Raw genomic sequence first — 20,016 nt, 5'->3', positions numbered from 1 at the left:
TCATCCGGCCGCGGCGGGAAAGTCGGGGTGGGAGCGGCGTCCGTGAGCCCGATAGCCCGGCCGCGGCGGGAAAGTCGGGCTGGGTGCGGGGTTGGTGAGCCCGATAGTCCGGCCGCGGCGGGAATGTCGGGCTGGGTGCGGGGTTGGTGAGCCCGATAGTCCGGCCGCGGCGGGAATGTCGGGGTGGGAGCGGTGGCGGTGAGCCCGATAGTCCGGCCGCGGCGGGAATGTCGGGGTGGGAGCGGTGGCGGTGAGCCCGATAGTCCGGCCGCGGCGGGAATGTCGGGGTGGGAGCGGTGGCGATGAGCCCGATAGTCCGGCCGCGGCGGGAATGTCGGGGTGGGAGCGGCGTCGGTGAGCCCGATAGTCCGGCCGCGGCGGGAAAGTCGGGCTCGGATCGGTGGCGGTGAGCCCGATAGTCCGGCCGCGGCGGGAATGTCGGGGTGGGAGCGGCGCCGGTGAGTCCCGTAGTCCGGCCGCGGCGGGAATGTGGGGCTGGGAGCGGGGTCGGCGAGGACGTCCGTGGAAGGGTCAGGTGTCGCGGTGGACGGCGAGATCGGCCAGGGCGGTGAGTGCGGTCCGGCCGGCGGGGGTCAGGTCGGCGTCGGCGAGGGCGCGGACGGCCTGCCGGTGCCCGGCGCCGATCATCGCCTCGACCTCCTGCAGCGCGCCGGAGGCGATGATCACGGCCTGCAGCTCCGCGATCCCGGATTCGTCCAGCACCGGGTCGCCGAGCCGCGACGCCAGCAGCTCCCGGCCGCGCGCATCCGCGCCGGCCAGCGCGTGCGCGATCAGCACGGTTCGCTTGCCCTCGCGCAGGTCGTCACCGGCGGGCTTCCCGGTCACGCCGGGGTCGCCGAAGACACCGAGCACGTCGTCGCGGAACTGGAAGGCGCGGCCGAGCGGCGAGCCGTACGCGCCCAGTGCCTCGATCAGCTCTGTGGGTGCCCCGGCCATCGCGGCACCGGACTGGCAGGGCCGGCGTACGGTGTAGCGGGCCGACTTGAACTCCACCACCCGGCTCGCCTCGTCTAGGGCTCGGCCGATGTCGGCGCCGCCCTCCGGACCTGTCCGCAGCGGCTGGACCTGCGCCACCACGTCGAGATACTGCCCGCAGGTCACCTCGGTCCGCATCTCCTCGACCAGCGGGAGTGACCGCGCCAACGCCTCGGCCGAGAGACCGGAACGCTGGATCAGCTGGGCCGACCACATCACCAGCAGGTCGCCGAGCAGGATCGCCACGGACCGGCCGAATCCGTCGGCGGCTCCGAGCCAGCCCGATTCCTCGTGCAGGATCTCGAACTGCCGGTGCACCGACGGCTCCCCCCGGCGCAGGTCGGAGGAGTCCATCACGTCGTCGTGCACGAGGGCGCTGACGTGCAGCAGCTCCAGGCTGGCAGCGGCCCTGATCACCGCCGGCAGGTCGGCTACCGCGCCGCCGGCCGCCAGATAGCTCCAGGTGCAGAACGCGGGCCGGATCCGCTTGCCGCCGGCCGCCGCGCGATGGGCCATCCCCAGCACCGGCTCCAGCTCGGGGCCCATCGCCCTGAGCGAGCCGGCCTGCGCGTCCACGAGGGCGACCAGGGCGTCCGAGATCGCCTGCCGGAACGCCCGGGACAGCGGGTGCCGCGGATCGAGCGTCAGCCCCGGAGCGCGGACGATCTCGCTGGACTCGGTGAGTTGAGGAGTACCGACCACACGCCGAGCCTACGAAACCCCGCGCGTCCGAAACCGGCCGGCTCATCCGCCGCGTCCGAGACCGCGCGACCCCGGCTGCGGGCCGGACGGGGCGGCTAAGGTTGCCGTCATGCCGACCGGTGGACTGGGAGATCGGCCGCCGACGATCGAGCAGCTGCTGGCCGCCGCGGCGGACGAGGGTCGCCCGCTGACCTCGTTCGAGCTGTTCCCGCCGAAGGACGAGGCCCAGCAGCGCCAGCTCTGGCGAACCGTGCGCGAGCTGGAGGCGCTGGCGCCCGACTTCGTCTCGATGACGTACGGCGCGAGCGGGTCCACCCGGGACCGCACCATCGTCGCGACCGAGGCGATCGCGCAGAACACGACGCTCCGGGCGATGGCCCACCTGACCTGCGCCAGCCAGTCCCGCGACGAGCTGCGCCGGGTGGTCGGGTCGTACGCGGCTGCGGGGATCCGGCACGTGCTGGCGATCCGCGGCGACATGCCCGGCGGCCCGACCGTGCCGTGGGTGCGGCATCCCGAGGGGCTGGCCAACGCGACCGAGCTGGTCGCCCTGATCCGCGAGCTCAGCGACTTCTGCATCGGGGTGGCCGCCTTCCCCGACCTGCATCCGGAGCATCACGACGCGGCGCTGGATGCCCGGCTGCTGGTCGAGAAGCACCGGGCCGGGGCCAGCTTCGCGATCACCCAGCTGTTCTTCACCGCCGACCGCTACGTCGAGCTGGTCGATCGGGTCCGCTCGCTGGGTTCCGACCTGCCGATCATTCCCGGCATCATGCCGGTGACCCGGATCAGCCAGATCCAGCGGTTCGCCGAGCTGTCCGGCGCCGATCTGCCGGCACGGGTGGTGGACCGGCTGAACGCGGTCGCCGGTGACGACGACGCCGTCCGCGAGGTCGGGATCCAGCTGGCCACCGAGCTGTGCGAGGACCTGCTGGCCCGTGGCGTGCCCGGGCTGCACTTCATCACGATGAACCGCTCCCCGGCGACCCGTGAGATCTATGCCCGGCTCGGGCTCGCCGCTCGCGGGCGCCAGCCGGCCGTCCGCTCGGCCTGAACCGCCGCGCCGGGGTCAGCTCACCGGGGTCAGCTCACCGCTTACGGAATCGGACACTCGCGCCCGTCTGGTGCGGGCTCCTGGGCGTGTCGCGCCCATATGGGGACACTCGCGCCATTTCGCCGGTTGCGCTGGCGTGCCATGACGTGCGGTCCCGCCGCTGACGAGAAGTCAGGGCCCGCCGACCGTCACGCCAGACCGCGACGCCAGGCGGGGATCGGGGCGGCGTGACCGTTGCTGCCCGGGTCCGACGGCGGGACCGGGTCGAGGGTGACCAGCCGCTGGGTGGGCCGGGTCAGCGCCACGTAGAGCGTACGGATGCCGCCGGCCGACTCGGCGACGATCTCCTCCGGCGCGACCACCAGCACCGCGTCGTACTCCAGGCCCTTCGCCTGCAGCGGCGTGACCACCACGACGCGCGCGGCGCCGGGGAGGTCGGCCGCGTGCAGCGCCCGGGCGAGGGCCTGCTGCCGGCTCGGCGGCGCGATCAGCCCGACGGTGCCCTCGACCAGGCCGAGCAGCGACGACACGATCGACACCGACTCGGTCTCGACCCGGTCGGCACCGACGGTCAGCAGCTCGGGCTCGATCCCGGTGGAGCGGACCGCCGCCGGGATGTCGACGGTGGGGAACTGGGTCGCCACCACCCGCGCCGCCAGCTCGAACACCTCCGCCGGGCTGCGGTAGTTGGTGCTCATCCGGAACCGGCGGACCGGCGCCCGGCCGATCAGCTCGGCGATCGCGCGCTCGTACTCGCCGGCGTCGGGCCACGAGCTCTGCGCCGGGTCGCCGACGATCGTCCAGCTGGCGCTGGCGCCGCGGCGGCGCAGCATCCGCCACTGCATCGGGGTCACGTCCTGCGCCTCGTCGACGAGGATGTGGGCGTACGTGTCGTGCGGGGTCGCGAACGGGTCCACCTCGCGCGGCTGGTTCAGCCGCTCCATGGTGGTCACCACCTCCGCCACCTCGTCGCCGCCCTCGAGGAACAGCGACACCTCCTGGTCCTCCTCCGGCGGGACCGGTCCGAGCAGGTTCACCAGTTCGTCCAGCAGCGCGCCGTCCGCCGCCGTCCACGGCGGGGGACCGTGGTGCCGCTCCAGCCCGCGGTAGCTCGCACTCAGCAGCTCCTGCTCGGTCTGCGACAGCGCCGGACCCGCCGCCCGGGCGGCGATGTCCGGGTCGGCCAGCCGGAGCAGCGCGGTCGGCGCCGACATCGTCGGCCACCAGGCGTTGCCGAACGAGCGGAACGCGGGATGCGCCCGGATCTCGTCCTCGAACTCGTCGCGCTCCAGGTCGAGCTCGCTCGGCCGGCTCCGCCACAGCGCGGAGAGCAGCGCCTTCTCGGCGGGCTCCCGACCGGAGTTCAGCTTGTGATGGGCGAGCACGTCGGTCCGGATCCGCTCCAGGGCCGCCGGGCGGACCGCGAGTACATGACCCTTCAGCGTCAGCCGCAGCTCCTGCGGGACGTGCTGCGGCGGGGTGTGGGCCAGATTGCGGAGCAGCGTGGCCATCCGCAGGCTGCCCTTGATCGCCGCCACCGGGGCCGAGTCGATCGCGTCGCCGGAGACGGGCACCACGTCGCCGGCGACCGAGCCGATCGAGCGCAGCACCACCGCGTCCTCGCCGAGCGAGGGCAGCACCCGTTCGATGTAGTTCATGAAGACCCGGCTCGGGCCGACCACCAGCACGCCGCCGTTCTCGAACCGCCGCCGGTTGGAATAGAGCAGGTAGGCGGCCCGGTGCAACGCGACCACCGTCTTGCCGGTGCCGGGGCCGCCCGAGATCAGCGTGAAGCCTTGCCAGGCGGCGCGGATCGCCTCGTCCTGCTCGGCCTGGATGGTGGCGACGATGTCGCGCATCTGATGCCCTCGGGCCCGCGACAGCGCCGCCATCAGGGCCCCTTCGCCGAGCACCACGAGCTGGCCGGCGTCGTGCTGGGCGTCCAGCAGGTCGTCCTCGATCCCGATCACCCGCTCGCCGTGGCAGCGCAGCACCCGACGGCGGACGACGTTCATCGGGTGGGTCGGCGTCGCCCGGTAGAACGGCTCGGCGGCGGGTGCTCGCCAGTCGATCACGAGCGGCTCGTAGTCGGCGTCGCGGACCCCGATCCGGCCGATGTAGCGGATCTCCGCGTCGGTCCGGTCGATCCGGCCGAACACCAGGCCCTCGGTCTCGGCGTCCAGCTCGGCCAGCCGCTTGGCCGCCTGATAGGCGAACACGTCGCGCTCGAACAGTCCGGTGCCGTCCTCCTCGCGGACGAAGCTGCTGCGGTCGGACTGATACAGCGAGGCGCCTTCGCGGGCCACCTGCTCGGCGGCCCGGGTGGCCTCCTCCAGCCGCGCATAGACCAGATCGACATGTGCTTGTTCGACGGCCAGCTCCCGCTCGACCGCCGAGGCGACCTGCTCCTCGACGCTCGATGCCGGACCGGCCGGATCGCGATCGTCCCCGTCGTCGACCTCGCGGCCGTCAGGCGTGGCTCGATCGACGTGGGCCCGATGGGCGTGGGCGTGACTCAAGTAGTCGTTCCTTATCCCGGAAACCAGACCTTTCAGCATAATCGGCGCACGCGGCGGAGGCCAGAGCTCCGGACTGGACCACCTGGGGCGGCCCGCTCCCGGCCACCGTCGCGGCGCCCGCGATGAACAGACCGGCGACGTCGGTGGTCGTCGTCGCCCGCCGGGCCAGGTCGCTGCGCCGGGTCCAGGCCGGGCCCCAGGCCGGCTCCGGGCCGGCGGTGGTGAAGTCGTGGGTGGTCCGCAGTCCGGGCCGGACGTACGTGATCACCGGCACCCCGGACCCGTCCAGCGCGATCGTCTCCTGGATCGGCCCGGTCGAGCCGGTCCGCTCGTGCCGGACCAGGGGAGCGTGTGCCGGGGCGAGCCCGCGCAGGTCGCGACGCAGCCGGCCGAGCTCGGGCTGGGGGACCAGCCGGTCGGTGAGCTGCCACGGGTCCGCGGTGCAGACCACGGCCGCCGCGGCGATCGAGCGCCCGGACGCGGTCCTGACGCCGGTCACCCGCCCGTCGGTCAGCAGGATCCGGTCGATCTCGGTATTCAGGTGCACGGTGACCTTGCGCAGCTGCAGCCGTTCGGTCAGGGCATCGACCAGCACCGACGTACGTCCGTTGTCGATCGACCAGCGACCGAAGGTCCGGGCGATCACCAGGTCGACTGCGCACCAGGCCGGGGTCCGTTCCGGAGCGGACCCCTGCCGCCAGGCGACGCTGCGGATCACCGCGGCCAGGTGCGGGTGCGGCGCCTGCTTGGCCAGATCGGCGACGGTTCCCTTCGGCCGGAGCTGGCGGGCGGCTCGAGCGGCGTGCCGGCGGTCGCTCAGCTCGGTCTCCAGGCCCAGCGGCCGCAGCGCCTGCCAGGTGGCGTCCAGCCCGTCGAGCAGGTCGCGCCAGGTCGTCGCGACCGGCGCCCCGTACGCGGCGGCGAGCGCGTCGTACTGCTCGCCGCGGTCCGTCGGCAAGGTCAGCGTCACCCCGTCGGCGAAGACGTACATCGGTGCCGGCGCCGGCTCCAGCGCCCGCCCGCAGCGGCTCAGCTCGGTCTCCAGCGGCCGGCCGCTCTTGCGAAACAGGTCGCGCCACGGAGCCGGCAGCCCGATCACCGCCGGCGCGTCGTCGACCGTGATCGAGCCGAGCTGGCGCGGCGCCCAATCGCCGCCGAGCCGGTCGCGCGCCTCGAACAGCTGGACCGTGAAGCGCTGCTTGGCCAGCCGGGCGGCAGTCGCCAGCCCCGCCAGCCCGCCGCCGATGACGACGACGGGTGGGTCCGGCCGGCCCCTGCTCGGCTGCTCCACGATGGCTGTCTCCGCCTCAGTCTCCCCAGCCCATCCGGAACACCTCGAACGCGGTCGCCATCGGCACGCCGAGCCGGGTCCCGGTCGCCCGGGCGCCGCCCTCCAGGAACTCCTCGGGATCGAACTCCTCCCAGCCCAACCCGTCGATGTAGGCCCGGTGCGCCTCCAGCGAGGCGACACCGGCGTCGAAGGTGGCGGTCGTGTCGACCGCATGGGTCGCGTTCGGCGACCCGGCCGCCCACACCTGCGTGACCCCGCCCCACGGCTCCAGCCCGCCGGCCTCGAGCTGGTCGCGGAACACCCACCGGTTGCCGGCATCGCGGACCGCGTCCAGGGTCGCCTTGCCGGTGGCGATGTGGTCGGCCTGATTCAGCGACGCGCCACCCCAGGTGTCCCGGAAGTTGTTGGTGATCACGATCTCCGGCCGGTGCCGGCGGACGGCCGCGGTGATCACCTCGCGCAGGTGCACGCCGTACTCCAGCACGCCGTCCGGCTCGCCGAGGAAGTCCACCACCTCGACGCCGACGATCCGTCCCGACTCGATCTGCTCGGCCTCCCGGACCGCCCGGCACTGCTCCGGGTCCATCCCGTCGATCCCGGCCTCGCCGCTGGTCACCATGGCGTAGACGACGGTCTTGCCCTGCCCGGTCCAGCGGGCCACCGCCGCTGCGGTGCCGAACTCCATGTCGTCGGGATGAGCGACCACGCACAGCGCGCGCTGCCAGTCCTCGCCGACCGGCTCCAGATCGGGCGTCGGCTTGATCGGTTCCTCGGCGGCAGGCCCACTCATGGAACCGCAGCGTACGCGGGCGGCCGGGTGTCGCGTATGTTCCCCGGGCCGGCGGTGGACGAACGCTCAGCCGGCGTCGGCGGCCAGCTCGGCGACGGCCGCCCGATCGGTGTGGCCGAGATCGCGGCCGGGAGCGATCCGGTCGCGGACCAGCCGCTTCAGCCGGCCGATCTCGGGGAAGCCGCCGTCGATCTTGCGGTCCCAGACCACCTCGTCGTCGATGGCGATCCGGAACACCCCGCCGGTACCCGGACGCAGCGTGAGCTCGGCGATCTCGACGGTGAACGAGCTCAGCAGCTCCTGGGCCAGCCAGCTGGCCCGCAGCAACCACTTGCACTGGGTGCAGTAGGTGATGACGACGTGCGGTCCGCTGGGCGAGTCCATGCCTCCAGCATGGCAGCGCGGGCCAACGCCCGGGCCCGATCAGGTCAGGTGGTCGTAGTCGCCACGGACCCAGGCGGCGTGCCGGTCGGCGGAGAACCGCACCATCGCGCGGGCGTCGGCGGTGATCACCCCGCCGAAGTTGTTGTAGAGCCGGTCGAACTCCAACCGGTCGGTCGCGTCGGCGATCCGGCTGACCACCGCACCCGACAGCGGGATCCGGTTCGGATAGCTGCGCATGAACGAGGCCGTGCCGTCCGGGTTCGCGAAGATCGTGTCGCCGGTGAGCAGCACGCCCCGCCCGCCGGCACCGCCGGACCACAGCGCCACAGCACTGCCCGGGAAGTGCCCGCCGAGCCGAAGCAGGGTCAGGTCGTCGGCCAGCTGCAGCTCACCGTTCCAGGTCCGGATCGTCTCCGTGCGGCGCTGCAGCCAGGACGCGTCCGGCTCGCTGACCAGCACCGGCGCGTCCAGCGCGGCGCCCCACTCGAGCTGGACGCCGAACATGTGCGGGTGACTGGCGGCCACGGCGAGCACCGGTCCGAGGCCGCGGACCTGCTCGACCGCCTCGTCGGTGATCAGGCCGGGCGGGTCCCAGAGCAGATTCCCCGCGCTGCCTCGGACCAGCATCGCCTGCTGCCCGATGCCGACCTGCGGCTCTGCCCGCAGCCCGAGCAGCCGGTCCTCGACCTCGAACCAGTCCACCCGGTGACCGTCGGCGATCAGTTCCTCGACGCTGGTCCAGCGCTGACCTCCGGGCGGCAGGTACTGCCGCTCGTCCGCGCAGATCAGGCAGACCTGCTCCGGCGTCCGCGGTCCGTCCGTCTCCACCGCGCAGGTGGCGCAGAGGTACGTCGTCATCGGTCGGTCCTCCTCGGGTCGGCGGGCGAGATCACACCACCACCAACGATCAGCGGCACGGTGCGGCGGCGGTGACCACGACACGGCACATCGAAGCACCCGCTACCGACAGCCCGTCAGCCGAGGGTCCAGCCGCGCACGCGGTGTAGCAGCGCGGACTTCGGGTAGCTACCGCCGGGCGGCCCGATCTCGAACAGGTCGAGCATCAAGAACAGCGGATACGCGCTCGCTTGCTCGATCCGGCGCACCACGGTGCCCTCGCAGCCGATCAGCGTCCGCCCTGCACCCCAGATCGCGGTCCAGGTGTGCGGGCGGGTGGCGTCGAACGGCAGCACGACCTCGGTCATGTCGGTCACCAGGCGCGGATCGTGGTGCGCCTTCAGACCGGTCCGGGCAACGGTGTGTGTCCCGATCGCCGACGCGTCGATTTCGAACACGCAGACCTCGCCGCTGTCCTGCTCGCCACCGTGCTCGGTGCCGACCAGCCAGCCGGCGAGCATGCAGCCGGCGTCCCGGGTCGCGCTGACGGTGAGGTCGACCCGCCCGGCGGACGGGGCCCAGAGCAGCCGGGTCGGTGTCGGGGTGCGGACCGTGAGCCCGTCGTCGCGGTGGCGGTGGGTTCCGCGGGTCGAGCCGAGCGGTCCGGAGAACGTGCCCGTTGCCAGATTGGACACCCGCATCGGCGCGTCCTCCGGCCGCCAGTCGGGCTGGTCCTCGTCGATCCGCAGCCGCAGCCCGTCCTCGGTCGGCCCGGTGCGCGCGGCGGACCGATCCGGCGTCGTCCAGTGCGGCAGGTAGTGGCCGACCCACAGCTCGGAGCGCGGACCCGTCGCGAAGTCGTCGGCGAGGTCCGGCGCCCGGTCCGGGGGCGCGGGCAGCGGATCACCGGTCGTGGCAGCCGTCACGGCAGACATTGTCCCGGTCGCTCGAGGCTCGGGCTGCTCCGAGTCGCGCCCGACCCCGGCGCGGACGATCGATGCTCCCTCGTCCGATCCGCAGGCTCGGATTCACACTCGACACGATCATCTCCGGTCGACGAGGGAGCATCCGTCGTCGAGGCCGGCGCTGCCGAACCGGTTCGGGCACCGCCCTCGCGATGAGTTCGCTGCCTGAGGGCGGTCAGAATCCATGGAGAGACAGCCACGAGGAGGGCCGAACGTGACAGCGCAGAACTCCGAGACCAGCGACTCGCCGATCGGTGGGGCACCCCGGCCGCCGATCGTCGACCGGGCCGACTTCCAGGCGGAGCTGGACCGGCTGCGGATCCGCGAAAAGGCGCACACCCGCGCGGGCGACGCGATCGCCGCGGCCCGCCGACGGCTGCCGATGGTGGAGGTCGACCCCGGGACTCCACTGCTCGGGGGTGACGGGGCGGTTCCGTTGCTCGACGTCTTCGCCGGCAGGTCGCAGCTGATCGCGTACTTCCAGATGTGGCACACCGGTCGCCCCGCCGCCGAGCAGTGCGAGGGATGCACGTTCTCTACGGCGCACATCAACGAGCTGTCCTACCTGGCGTCGCGGGACGTGAGCTATGCGACCTTCTGCCAGGGGCCGTACGAGCAGAGCTCGCGCTATCGCGACTTCATGGGCTGGACGATCCCCTGGTACGCGGTGCCGCCGGACTCCGAGGACCGGCTGATCGCCGGCCGGTACTTCGGCATGCTGGTCTGCTATCTCCGCGACGGCGGCAGGGTCTTCGAGACCTACTGGACCACCGGGCGCGGCAACGAGGTGATGGCGCCGTCGTACGGCCTGCTGGACCTGACCGTGTACGGCCGGCAGGAGCTCTGGGAGGACTCGCCCGAGGGCTGGCCCCAGCGGTGGGACAGCCGGGGCGGCCAGTTCCGGCAGGACGGCCGGCCGACCGCCCAGTGGTCGCGGATCCGCGCCGGGCGCAGCGACGACCTCGACACCAGGAGCAGCGAATGAGCATCGTCATCATGCATGCAGTGACCTCCGTCGACGGCTTCATCGCCGACGAGCACGACGAGGTCGGACCCCTGTTCGACTGGTACTTCAACGGCGACCGGCCGCTGATCGAGGGGGCGGAGGAGCACGGACCCTTCCAGGTCTCCGCGACCTCGCAGGCCTACGTCCGGCCGTTCTGGCAGAGCATCCGGGCCACGATCCAGGGCCGCCACCTGTTCGACCTGACCAACGGCTGGGAGGCGCGGCCGCCGGCGGGGGAGCATCTCCTCGTCGTCTCGCACCGGCCCAAGCCCGAGGGCTGGCACCCGGAGGCCGACGTCCCCTTCTTCACCGACATCGCGGATGCCGTGGCCGAGGCGAAGCGGCGCGCGGGCGACGGAGTGGTGGCGGTGTGCGCCGGCGACGTCGGGGGTCAGGCCCTCGCCCTCGGACTGGTCGACCAGGTCGCGATCGACATCGTTCCGGTCGTCTTCGGCACGGGGAAGCGCTACTTCGGCGGCATCGACGGGCAGCACCTGCTCGACGACCCCGACGTCGTGATCCAGGGCTCCCGGGTGCTGCACCTCCGCTTCCCGGTGCGCCGCCCCCAGGCCGGCTCCGGTGGCTGACCTGCGGTCGAGCGGCGTGCCGGCGTGATGCCGGCCGGCGAGCCCGGGGCAGCGGCGTCCCGGCCCGAGGTCCGCGCGCCGGGCGGCACACTCCGTGGCCTGGTCGAAGCGGGAGTGGCCGTCTTCCGCGGCATCCCGTACGCGGAGCCTCCGGTCGGAGCGCTCCGGTTCGCCGCGCCCCGGCCGGCGCCGGCGTGGGACGGAGTGCGCGACGCGGCGGCCTACGGCCCGCCGCCGCCGCAGGGCGGGCACTTCGGGATGGACCGCCTGTCGGCCGGCGCCGGCGCCGACGACTGGCTGACCGTCAACGTCTGGACGCCCGATCCGGGACCGGCGGCCGGACTGCCCGTGCTGGTGTGGATCCAGGGCGGTGGCTACCTGATCGGCAGCTCCGGGCTGCCGGAGTACGACGGTGGCCGGCTCGCGCGCGACGGCGTGGTGGTGGTGACGTTCAACTACCGGGTCGGGGTGGAGGGCTTCGCCCAGCTCGACGGCGCACCGGCGAACCGCGGGCTGCTCGACCAAGTGGCCGCACTGGAATGGGTCCGCGCCAACATCGCGGCGTTCGGCGGCGACCCCAGCCGGGTCACGATCCTCGGCCAGTCCGCGGGCGGCGGAGCCGTAGCCGCGCTGCTGGTGATGCCGGCGGCGGCCGGCCTGTTCCGCCGGGCGGCGGCGCAGAGCCTGCCCGGAACGTTCTTCTCCGCCGAGCTCGCCGCAGACATCGCGGCGGCGTGCGCGGCCGAGCTGGATCGACGACCCACGCTGGACGATCTCCGCGACGTCGCTCCGGCGCAACTGACCGCCGCGGCCGACGCGGTCGGCGCGACGATGGGCCGGCGGGTCGGCCGGTGGGGGCGCCCGGCGTACCGGTCGGTGCTGTTCTCGCCCGTCGTCGACGGCGAGGTCCTCACCGGCACCCCGTGGCAGGCGCTGGCCGACGGCGCCGCCCGCGACGTCGACCTGCTGGCCGGTCACACGCGCGACGAGCACCGCCTGTTCACCGCGCTGGACGGCCTGCTCGGCGAGGTGAGTGAGGAGCAGGCGGCGGAGGCCCTCGACGCGCTGGCCCCCGGCCCGGACGGGGCCCGCCGCTATCGCGAGGCGTTCGCCGAGGCCACCGCCGAGCAGCTGTACGAGCTCGTCCAGTCCGACTGGCTGTTCCGGATGCCGTCGCTGCGGGTGGCGGAGGCGCACGCAGCCGCCGGCGGGCGGACGTACGTCTACGAGCTGACCTGGCCGGCACCCGGCATGGGCGGCATCCTCGGCGCCTGCCACGGCCTCGACGTACCGCTCGTGTTCGGGAACCTCGACCGGGGCCAGCCGGCCCTGCTGATCGGGGAGGCGGCGGCCGAGCAGGCGAACGAGCTGTCCGCCCGGATGCGTGCGGCGTGGGTGTCGTTCGCCACCGAAGGAGATCCCGGCTGGCCGGCGTACGACCCCGAGCGACGGTCGGTCCGGTGCTTCAACGCACCCTGCGTGACCGGTGCCTATCCGGAGGAGCGGTCCCGGCAGATCTGGTTCGATCACTCGTTCGCGGCGTTGCCGCTCGTTCAGCTCGACCCGGCGTCCTCGCCCGGCCGGATCAGCCGGGACTCGTAGGCGATCACGATCAGCTGGGCCCGGTCGCGGGCGTCGAGCTTGGTCAGGATCCGCGCGACGTGGGTCTTCACCGTGGCCGGGCTGATGTACAGCCGGGCACCGATCTCGGCGTTGGACAGTCCTCGGGCGACCAGCGCGAGCACGTCGCGCTCGCGGTCGGTGAGCACGTCGAGCCGGGCGGCGACGGACTGCTCGGTCTCCGCCGGACGCCGCAGGAACGACTCGATCAGCTGCCGGGTGATGCTGGGCGAGAGGAGTGCCTCGCCGGCCGCCACCAGCCGCACGCCGGCCAGCAGGTCGGCCGGCGGAGTGTCCTTCAGCAGGAACCCGCTGGCGCCGGCCCGCAAAGCTCCGTAGACGTACTCGTCCAGGTCGAACGTGGTCAGGACGAGGACGCGGACGCCGGCAGCGCGCTCGTCGGCCAGGATGCGCCGGGTCGCCTCCAGCCCGTCCATTACGGGCATCCGGATGTCCATCAGCACCACGTCCGGCCGCGTACGGACCACGAGGTCGACGGCCTGCGCCCCGTCGGCCGCGCTCCCGACCACCTCCAGGTCCGGCGCCGAGGAGAGCAGCAGCTCGAAGCCGGCGCGGACCAGGGCCTGGTCGTCCACCACCGCGACCCGGATCATCCCACCGCCACCGCCTGGACGGGCAGCTCGACACTCAGCCGGAAGCCGCCGCCGGGCTCGGGCTCGGCCCGGACCCGGCCGTCGAACAACGCGGCACGCTCCCGGATCCCGGCGATGCCGTGACCCGAGCCCACCGTCACCGGTGCCGAGCCGGCGGGTCGGCCGGCGTCGTGGATCTCGATCCGCAGCCGGGCCGGCGTGCGGAACAGGCTCAGCTCCGCGACCGGGCCGCCGTGCCGCAGGACGTTGGTCAGCCCCTCCTGGATGATCCGGTAGGCCGACACGTCGAGCGCCGGCGGCAGGTCCGCCGCCGGACCGGTGTCGGTCACCTCCACCCGCAGGCCGGTGGCGGCGAAGTGGGACAGCAGCTTGTCGAGGTCGCGCAGACCCTCGCTCGGGCTGGTCGGGGCGGCGTCGGTGTCCTCGGTTCCGTCGGGGGAGCGCAGGACCCCGAGCATCCGGCGCAGCTCGACCAGACCCTCGCGGGCGACGACCTCGATGCTGCTCAGCGCGGCTCGGGCTGCTTCGGGCCGCTCGTCGGCGACGTGGTGCGCGACGCCCGCCTGGACCGCGATCACGCTCATCGAGTGCGCGACGACGTCGTGCAGGTCCCGGGCGATTCTCAAGCGCTCCGCGGCGATCGCGCGGCGCTCGTCCTCGGCCCGGCGCTGGAGCAGCCGGCGTGCCTCGTCGGCGCGTTGCTCGGCCTCGCGGCGGGCCTCGTCCAGCTCGTGCCGGCGCCGCTCCCGGCGCGCCCGCAGGTTCTCCCCGGCCAGCCAGCCGACGGTCAGCGTCAGCAGGGTGCTGATCCACGACGATGCGGTCGCAACCCCGGCCGGCTGGAGCAGCAGCGCGCCGATCAACCCGACCGCGCCGAGGAGATAGGCCGTCAGACCTCGGCGGCGGCCGGCGTGCAGGGCGACGGCGAACACCAGGGCGAAGGTCGCGTAGCCCGGGAACGCGCTGTAGCGGCCGAGGGAGTAGCCGATCAGCCCGAGGTCGGAGACGCCGATCGCGATCAGCGGGAAGTGGCGGTGGACGACGAACGGGGCGGCGATGACCGCCGCCCAGAGGTAGGCGGCGGGCGTCGCGGGCGACTGACCGGCGTCGACCGGGCGGGCAAGGAGCGCGACGGCCATCGCCGACCACAGCAGTACTGCACCCGCGCCGTCGAGCACCGGTTCCCGGACCGCCGCCCAGCGACCGCGCACCGGCCCCGCGCCGGGATCGAGTTCAGGTCGGCGCATAGCGCTCAACCTAGCCATCGGCGTATGTCCGCGGCATCGGCCGCGCGGCGTACGTCCGGCGGGCGAGGCGGCCGGCGGCAATTCGCCTCGACGGCAGACGACAGAGACACGGCGCCACGGCGATGGTGGGCCTATGACCACACCACCTCCTGTCCCGGCGGCCGTCGAGCCGAGCCGGCCCATCGCGCCCGGACCGTCTCGTTGGTTCCGGCGGGCCGCCGCGTCCCGTCCGATCCTGCTACTGGCGGGCGCAGCCACGGCCTTCGTTTGGATCACCCAGTTCGGGTCGGCGCTGGCCGGGCTCGACCTGATGCCGGCCAAGCTGGCCGAGCTGGCCGTGCTGCTGGGCCTGGCCGTGGCGATCACCGCGGTCACCGACCGCCGCCCGGGCGTACGTCGGCTGTTCGCTGGGCTGCTCCGCTGGCGGCTGGGCTGGCGCTACCTGCTGCTGGTGGCCGCCATGCCGCTGCTGACCGTGGCGGTCGCGCTGGTCACCGGCACGCTGCACGGGCCGGCCGGCGGCTGGCTCGGGGTCGGGACGACGTACCTCTTCTTTCTCCTGCTCGGAGCGGTCACGGCCAACCTGTGGGAGGAGACGGTCTGGGGCGGGTTCGTCCAGGGCCGGCTGATGGCGCGACACGGACTGCTGGTCGGGTCGTTGCTGACGGCCGTGCCGGTGTTCGTCATCCATCTCCCGCTGGCCTTCGAGGCGAACGGCTGGGACGGCACGAGCCCCCGGGACGCCCTGATCACCTGGGCGGCGCTGCTGATCGCCGCGCCGTTCCAGCGCTATCTGATCGGCACGCTGCTGATCGACACTCGGGGAAGCACCCTGGCGGCCGGCCTGATGCATGCCTCGATCAACGCCGCGGGCGCGATGATCATCGTTCCCGGCGGCTGGCAGGTCGTTCCGGCCCTGATCCTGCTGACCCTCGCAGTCCTCGGCTACCGGAGCCTTCGCGGCCGGTCCGCCACGGCCGGCTACGCCCCGGAGATCGCCCCGCCGTCCGAGCCCGCGGTGCGGACCGGGCGCGGCTGACGGCGCCACCGATCGGCCGCCTGCATGCTGGAGTCATGACGTCGGACACGGGGCTCGTGCTGGTGACCGGTGGGTCCGGCTTCATCGCCGGCCACATCATCCTGCAGCTGCTGGACCACGGTCATCCGGTGCGGAGCACGCTCCGCTCGCTCGGCAAGGAGGACGAGGTGCGCCGGGTGCTGGCCGGTGCCGGCATGCGGGAGGGGGCCGCGCTGGAGTTCGTCCAGGCCGACCTGACCGCCGACAACGGCTGGGCGGACGCCCTGCGCGGCGTCGATCACGTGCTGCACGTGGCCTCGCCCGTCCGGCTCGGCCGGGTCCGGAACGAGGACGACGTGATCCTGCCCGCCCGGGACGGCGCGCTGCGGGTGCTGCGCGCCGCCCGCGACGCGGGCATCGGGCGGGTGGTGCTCACCTCCGCGTTCCACGCCGTCGGGTTCGGCCACCCGCGGACCGATCACGTCTTCACCGACGACGACTGGTCGATCATCGACGGGCCGGGGATCGACGCATACGGCAAGAGCAAGATCCTGGCCGAGCAAGCGGCCTGGGACTTCGTCCGAACCGACGGCCGGGGCCTGGAGCTCACCACGATCCTGCCGGTCGCGGTGATGGGGCCGGTGATGGGCCGGGACATCTCGGGGGCGAATCACATCGTGCAGAGCATGCTCGACGGAAGCATGCGGGCCGCGCCGAACCTGGCCGTGCCGATCGTCGACGTGCGTGACGTGGCGGCGGCCCATCTGGCAGCGATGACCGCGACCGACGCCGCCGGGCAGCGCTTCCTGATCTCCACCGGCGAGCCGGCGATCGCGATGGTCGCGATCGCCCAGATCCTGCGCGAAAACCTCGGTGATACCGCGCGCGCGGTGCCGACCCGGACCCTGCCGGACGTCGTCGTCCGCGTTGCGGCCCGGTTCCGGCCGGAGTACCGGTCCGCGGCCGCCGAGCTCGGCTTCGTCAAGCAGACCTCGAACGAGAAGGCGCGGCGCATCCTCGGGATCGCGCCGCGCCCGGCCCGGAAGGCGATCGTCGCCGCCGGCGAGAGCATGATCGCGTCCGCTCTGGTATCGCACTAGCGCCGGCCGAGCGCGGGGCCTCGGCATCCGTGGACTGCCCGGGACCACAATGGCTCGCGTGCTGGTCGACTTCGACGCGGCGGTCGCGCCGCACCGGCGCGAGCTGCTGGTGCACTGCTACCGGATGCTGGGCTCCCCGTTCGACGCGGAAGACGCGTTGCAGGAGACGTTCGTCCGGGCCTGGCGGGCCGCCGACCGCTACGACGCGGAGCGAGCGTCGGTCCGGACCTGGCTCTATCGCATCGCCACGAACGTCTGCCTGAGCGCGTTGGCGTCGCGGCGCGGTCGGCCGCTGCCGTCGGGCGTCGGAGAGCTGTTCGAAGACCCGGACGCGCCGTTCGTGCCCGGTGCGGAGGTGCCGTGGCTGGTCCCGATGCCGGTCGACCCGGCCGTCGCCGCGTCCGAGCGCGGGCGGCTGCGGCTCGCGCTGATCGCGGCTCTCCAGCTCCTGCCGGCCCGGCAGCGCGCGGTCCTGCTGCTGCGGGAGGCGCTGGAGCTGCCCGCTGCCGAGGTGGCCGACTCGCTGGAGATGACGACCGCGGCGGTGAACAGCGCGCTGCAGCGTGCCCGGGCCCGGCTCGGGCAGGCGCGGATCGCACTCGACGACGTCGCGCCGCCGGCCGCCGAGCAGCGGGCCGTGGTGGACCGCTACGTGTCCGCGTTCGAACGGGCCGACGTACCCGCGATCACGGCGCTGCTCGCCGAGGAGGTGATCTTGGAGATGCCGCCGATGTGGAACTGGTACGCCGGCGTGCCGGCCTACGCCGGTTTCATGAGACGGGTCTACCGGACCCGCGGAACGCGCTGGGACGCGACGCCGGTCTGGGCGAACGGCGAGGCGGGCTTCGCGGCGTACCTGGACGGCCGGCCGCACTCGGTGCAGCTGCTCACCGTCTCCCACGGCCGGGTGGTCCGGGCGAGCGTGTTCGCCGACCCGGTCGTGTTCGGGCTGTTCGATCTGCCCGCGGAGCGATGAGTCGGCCCGGTCCCGCCGGTAGGTACCTCCGACGGCACGCCACTCGGGCGGCCCGCATCGTCGGAGGCACTGATGAGCAGCAGCGGCAAGATCATCGTCATCGAGTTCACCACCCTGGACGGGGTGGTCGAGGACCCGGACGGCCGGTCCGGGACACCGTTCGGCGGCTGGGCGTTCCGGTTCGGGCCCGAGGCGATCGCGGGCGACAAGTTCCGCCTCGGACCGATCCTGCAGACCGGCGTACTGCTGTTCGGCCGGCGGACCTGGCAGCACTTCTCGCGGCTCTGGCCGAGCCGGACCGACCCGTTCTCGACGGCCATGAACGGCATGCCGAAGTACGTCGTCAGCTCCGGTGCGCCGGACCTGGACGCCTGGTCGAACTCCCGGCTGCTGGGCGACGATCTCGTGCCGGCGGCTCGTGACCTGGCCCGGCGGCAGGACGTCGTGGTGATCGGCAGCCTGGGTGTGGTCCGGGCGCTCGCGGCCCAGGACGCCGTCGACGAGTACCGGCTGCTGACCTTCCCGACGTTCACCGGTGCCGGCGGCACCCTGTTCGAGGCGCCGGTCGAGCTGCGGCTGGTCGACATCGTCGTCCAGTCCGGCGTGACGCTCGGAACGTACGTCCCCGTGCGCGACGGGAGCCCACGCGCTGAGGTCTGATCGGTCCGCTCGGCGGATCCTCCGGACGCGCCGAATCGAAGGTCTTGACGAAATGTCGGAGGGTGCGTGTAGAGTTGTCGTTGTTCGAACAGATGTTCTAAAAGGGCCGCCTTCGGTAGCCGGGCTTGGGGAAGACCGGTGAGCCGCAGTGGCTCGATCAGATCGTCGTCGAACAAGCGTGGTGTTCGCGGCACCGCGCTTCGGGCTTGCCTCGGTGCGACCGGATCTCGACCCCCGGCCGCACCGAGGCCGCCGACCCGGCTGGCGCACGCCCGGCTAGGCCACATCCAGCTACCACACGTCGAGCCAGCGCGCACCCAGCCAGCACGCGCCCAGCCAGCACGCGCCCAGCCAGCACGCACCCAGGGGAGTTCCGCATGCCCACGACCGCCCAGCTCGGCGCCGATCCGGCGCTGTCCGCAGCGAACGCCCGAACTGGAGCCCGTCCGGCCTCGGCCCCCCGGCCGGCCTCGACCGAGCCGGAGTTGCCCGAGGTCCCGCCCGAGGGTTCGCCCGTTCACGTCAGGGTCCGGATCGAGCGGGACAGCGAGCGGCCCGAGCTCCTGCTGTGGTCGGACCGGCTCTGGTCGGTGCGTTCCATCCTCGGTTACCAGCTCGCCGAGCCCGGGTCGGCCGGCGCCGTCGCCGAGCACCGCTGGTGGGTCGGCGCGGCGAGGGGGCGAGCCAGTGGCGAGGTCCTGCTCGAGCTGGCCCAGTCCTACCCGAGCGGTCACTGGCGGATCCGCTCCGTTCCGTCCGGCGTGCCCGAGCGGTTCCGATGCCGCCCGATAGGCTGACCGGACCTCCCGGGTCGACCGCGCGGCCCGGGCCATGGCGAGGAGGGCGGCATGGACGATCGGCTCCGGCGCCGCTCGGTCTCGCAGTCCTTCTTGCTCGACCTGCTGCTTGCCCAGATCGAGCAGTGGTCCTCGGGCCGACCCGACGGCGCAGCCGGACTGCGCGTCGTCGACCTGGGTGGGGGGACCGGTGGCACCTCGATCAAGCTGGCCTCGCTCGGCTATCGGGTGACGGTGATCGACCCCAGCCCGGACGCGCTCGCGTCGCTGGAGCGCCGCACCGACGAGGCCGGCCTGGTCGGCCGGATCGACGGTCGCCAAGGCGATGCGAGCGACCTGGTCGCGCTGCTCGGCCCGGCGCAGGCCGACCTGGTCATCTGTCACCGGGTGCTGGAGGTGGTCGACTCGCCGGCTGCCGCGCTGAGCGCCGTCGCCGAGGTGCTCCGGCCCGGTGGCGCGCTGAGTCTGGTGGTGGCGCAGCGGCGATCGCTCGTGCTGAGCCAGGCGCTGGCCGGTCATTTCGCGTCGGCCCGCCGGACCTGGGCCGATCCGGACCGGTTCGACCACGACCAAATCCTGGACCTGGTCATCGCCGCGGGCCTGCGGCCGCAGATCAGCCACGGCATTGGGGCGATCGCGGACCACGTCCCGGAGGCGCTGGTGGAGGCCGAGTCGGGCGCCTACTCCGAGCTCAGCCAGCTCGAACGCGAGATCAGTCAGGATCCGGCGTTCCGCGCGCTCGCGCCGTACGTGCACGTGTTCGCCCGCCCGGCCTGACCGCCCACCCGACTGCGCGCCCGTTCCGACCTCCGTGCCCGATTCCGAGCGCCGACCTCGGTTCCCGATCCGGACC

At 73.3% G+C, this 20,016-nt stretch carries 19 protein-coding genes; 10 read left to right on the top strand and 9 right to left on the bottom strand.

The window, feature by feature from the left end:
- Positions 1–531 precede the first annotated feature (531 nt).
- Positions 532–1,644: a polyprenyl synthetase family protein gene (locus ABD747_RS16905; protein WP_344806720.1), complete on the bottom strand. Its 1,113-nt coding sequence runs from the start codon at positions 1,642–1,644 to the stop codon at positions 532–534.
- Between the two features lie 163 nt (positions 1,645–1,807).
- Between ABD747_RS16905 and metF the strand changes: the two genes are divergently transcribed.
- Positions 1,808–2,752, top strand: coding sequence for a methylenetetrahydrofolate reductase [NAD(P)H] (gene metF, locus ABD747_RS16900; protein ID WP_344806643.1), 945 nt, complete (start codon positions 1,808–1,810; stop codon positions 2,750–2,752).
- Between the two features lie 188 nt (positions 2,753–2,940).
- Here metF and ABD747_RS16895 read toward each other — a convergent pair whose 3' ends face one another.
- From ABD747_RS16895 to ABD747_RS16870, 6 genes are all read right to left on the bottom strand, one after another.
- Positions 2,941–5,130, bottom strand: coding sequence for a HelD family protein (locus ABD747_RS16895; RefSeq protein ID WP_425562552.1), 2,190 nt, complete (start codon positions 5,128–5,130; stop codon positions 2,941–2,943).
- A 91-nt stretch (positions 5,131–5,221) separates the two neighbouring features.
- Positions 5,222–6,562: a phytoene desaturase family protein gene (locus ABD747_RS16890; RefSeq protein WP_344806638.1), complete on the bottom strand. Its 1,341-nt coding sequence runs from the start codon at positions 6,560–6,562 to the stop codon at positions 5,222–5,224.
- 16 nt (positions 6,563–6,578) lie between these two features.
- On the bottom strand, positions 6,579–7,352 hold the full coding sequence (locus ABD747_RS16885) for a PIG-L deacetylase family protein (protein WP_344806636.1): 774 nt from the start codon (positions 7,350–7,352) through the stop codon (positions 6,579–6,581).
- A 66-nt stretch (positions 7,353–7,418) separates the two neighbouring features.
- Complete coding sequence (locus ABD747_RS16880; RefSeq protein WP_344806634.1) at positions 7,419–7,736, bottom strand: Rdx family protein; 318 nt, start codon at positions 7,734–7,736, stop codon at positions 7,419–7,421.
- 39 nt (positions 7,737–7,775) lie between these two features.
- Positions 7,776–8,594, bottom strand: coding sequence for an MBL fold metallo-hydrolase (locus tag ABD747_RS16875; RefSeq protein WP_344806632.1), 819 nt, complete (start codon positions 8,592–8,594; stop codon positions 7,776–7,778).
- A 116-nt stretch (positions 8,595–8,710) separates the two neighbouring features.
- Positions 8,711–9,499 (bottom strand): hypothetical protein, encoded by a 789-nt coding sequence (locus ABD747_RS16870; RefSeq protein ID WP_344806630.1) that lies wholly within the window; start codon positions 9,497–9,499, stop codon positions 8,711–8,713.
- Positions 9,500–9,752: 253 nt separating this feature from the next.
- Between ABD747_RS16870 and ABD747_RS16865 the strand changes: the two genes are divergently transcribed.
- The 3 genes from ABD747_RS16865 to ABD747_RS16855 are packed head-to-tail and all read left to right on the top strand — an operon-like array spanning position 9,753 to position 12,733.
- Entirely contained in the window at positions 9,753–10,523 is a 771-nt protein-coding gene (locus tag ABD747_RS16865; protein ID WP_344806628.1) for a DUF899 family protein, read from the top strand.
- The gene (locus ABD747_RS16860) at positions 10,520–11,131 is read left to right on the top strand and encodes a dihydrofolate reductase family protein (protein ID WP_344806626.1); all 612 of its coding nucleotides are present in this window, start codon (positions 10,520–10,522) and stop codon (positions 11,129–11,131) included. Before ABD747_RS16865 ends, ABD747_RS16860 begins: the two co-directional genes overlap by 4 nt.
- A 27-nt stretch (positions 11,132–11,158) precedes the next feature.
- Positions 11,159–12,733, top strand: coding sequence for a carboxylesterase/lipase family protein (locus ABD747_RS16855; protein ID WP_344806718.1), 1,575 nt, complete (start codon positions 11,159–11,161; stop codon positions 12,731–12,733).
- Here ABD747_RS16855 and ABD747_RS16850 read toward each other — a convergent pair.
- Positions 12,685–13,365 carry a response regulator transcription factor gene (locus ABD747_RS16850; protein WP_344806624.1) on the bottom strand — a complete coding sequence of 227 codons (681 nt, stop codon included), beginning with the start codon at positions 13,363–13,365 and terminating at the stop codon, positions 12,685–12,687. The genes ABD747_RS16855 and ABD747_RS16850 overlap by 49 nt on opposite strands.
- Positions 13,362–14,612, bottom strand: a complete 1,251-nt coding sequence (locus ABD747_RS16845) for a sensor histidine kinase (RefSeq protein ID WP_344806622.1) — start codon at positions 14,610–14,612, stop codon at positions 13,362–13,364. The genes ABD747_RS16850 and ABD747_RS16845 overlap by 4 nt, the downstream gene beginning before the upstream one ends.
- A gap of 133 nt (positions 14,613–14,745) precedes the next feature.
- Between ABD747_RS16845 and ABD747_RS16840 the strand changes: the two genes are divergently transcribed.
- The 6 genes from ABD747_RS16840 (at position 14,746) to ABD747_RS16815 (ending at position 19,940) form a co-directional block, all read left to right on the top strand.
- On the top strand, positions 14,746–15,651 hold the full coding sequence (locus ABD747_RS16840) for a lysostaphin resistance A-like protein (protein WP_344806620.1): 906 nt from the start codon (positions 14,746–14,748) through the stop codon (positions 15,649–15,651).
- Between the two features lie 35 nt (positions 15,652–15,686).
- Positions 15,687–16,730: an NAD-dependent epimerase/dehydratase family protein gene (locus ABD747_RS16835; protein ID WP_344806618.1), complete on the top strand. Its 1,044-nt coding sequence runs from the start codon at positions 15,687–15,689 to the stop codon at positions 16,728–16,730.
- Between the two features lie 58 nt (positions 16,731–16,788).
- On the top strand, positions 16,789–17,706 hold the full coding sequence (locus tag ABD747_RS16830) for an RNA polymerase subunit sigma-70 (protein ID WP_344806615.1): 918 nt from the start codon (positions 16,789–16,791) through the stop codon (positions 17,704–17,706).
- A 72-nt stretch (positions 17,707–17,778) separates the two neighbouring features.
- A complete protein-coding gene (locus ABD747_RS16825) occupies positions 17,779–18,366 on the top strand; it encodes a dihydrofolate reductase family protein (protein ID WP_344806613.1) in 588 nt (195 codons plus the stop codon).
- A gap of 377 nt (positions 18,367–18,743) precedes the next feature.
- Positions 18,744–19,163, top strand: coding sequence for a hypothetical protein (locus ABD747_RS16820; protein ID WP_344806611.1), 420 nt, complete (start codon positions 18,744–18,746; stop codon positions 19,161–19,163).
- Between the two features lie 51 nt (positions 19,164–19,214).
- Positions 19,215–19,940 carry a methyltransferase domain-containing protein gene (locus ABD747_RS16815; RefSeq protein ID WP_344806609.1) on the top strand — a complete coding sequence of 242 codons (726 nt, stop codon included), beginning with the start codon at positions 19,215–19,217 and terminating at the stop codon, positions 19,938–19,940.
- Positions 19,941–20,016 lie beyond the last annotated feature (76 nt).

Source organism: Microlunatus ginsengisoli (assembly GCF_039537205.1).
GTDB classification, from domain to species: Bacteria; Actinomycetota; Actinomycetes; order Propionibacteriales; family Propionibacteriaceae; genus Microlunatus; species Microlunatus ginsengisoli.
The sequence above is the reverse complement of the archived record's forward strand: the minus strand, read 5'-3'. Positions and strand labels throughout refer to the sequence as shown.

What these genes read in the sequence shown, in the direction of transcription:
- metF (WP_344806643.1), top strand. Translation starts at nt 1,808, where the DNA reads ATGCCGACCGGTGGACTGGGAGATCGGCCGCCGACGATCGAGCAGCTG.
- ABD747_RS16885 (WP_344806636.1), bottom strand. Translation starts at nt 7,352, where the DNA reads ATGAGTGGGCCTGCCGCCGAGGAACCGATCAAGCCGACGCCCGATCTG.
- ABD747_RS16880 (WP_344806634.1), bottom strand. Translation starts at nt 7,736, where the DNA reads ATGGACTCGCCCAGCGGACCGCACGTCGTCATCACCTACTGCACCCAG.
- ABD747_RS16875 (WP_344806632.1), bottom strand. Translation starts at nt 8,594, where the DNA reads ATGACGACGTACCTCTGCGCCACCTGCGCGGTGGAGACGGACGGACCG.
- ABD747_RS16860 (WP_344806626.1), top strand. Translation starts at nt 10,520, where the DNA reads ATGAGCATCGTCATCATGCATGCAGTGACCTCCGTCGACGGCTTCATC.
- ABD747_RS16855 (WP_344806718.1), top strand. Translation starts at nt 11,159, where the DNA reads ATGCCGGCCGGCGAGCCCGGGGCAGCGGCGTCCCGGCCCGAGGTCCGC.
- ABD747_RS16850 (WP_344806624.1), bottom strand. Translation starts at nt 13,365, where the DNA reads ATGATCCGGGTCGCGGTGGTGGACGACCAGGCCCTGGTCCGCGCCGGC.
- ABD747_RS16845 (WP_344806622.1), bottom strand. Translation starts at nt 14,612, where the DNA reads ATGCGCCGACCTGAACTCGATCCCGGCGCGGGGCCGGTGCGCGGTCGC.
- ABD747_RS16840 (WP_344806620.1), top strand. Translation starts at nt 14,746, where the DNA reads ATGACCACACCACCTCCTGTCCCGGCGGCCGTCGAGCCGAGCCGGCCC.
- ABD747_RS16835 (WP_344806618.1), top strand. Translation starts at nt 15,687, where the DNA reads ATGACGTCGGACACGGGGCTCGTGCTGGTGACCGGTGGGTCCGGCTTC.
- ABD747_RS16825 (WP_344806613.1), top strand. Translation starts at nt 17,779, where the DNA reads ATGAGCAGCAGCGGCAAGATCATCGTCATCGAGTTCACCACCCTGGAC.
- ABD747_RS16820 (WP_344806611.1), top strand. Translation starts at nt 18,744, where the DNA reads ATGCCCACGACCGCCCAGCTCGGCGCCGATCCGGCGCTGTCCGCAGCG.
- ABD747_RS16815 (WP_344806609.1), top strand. Translation starts at nt 19,215, where the DNA reads ATGGACGATCGGCTCCGGCGCCGCTCGGTCTCGCAGTCCTTCTTGCTC.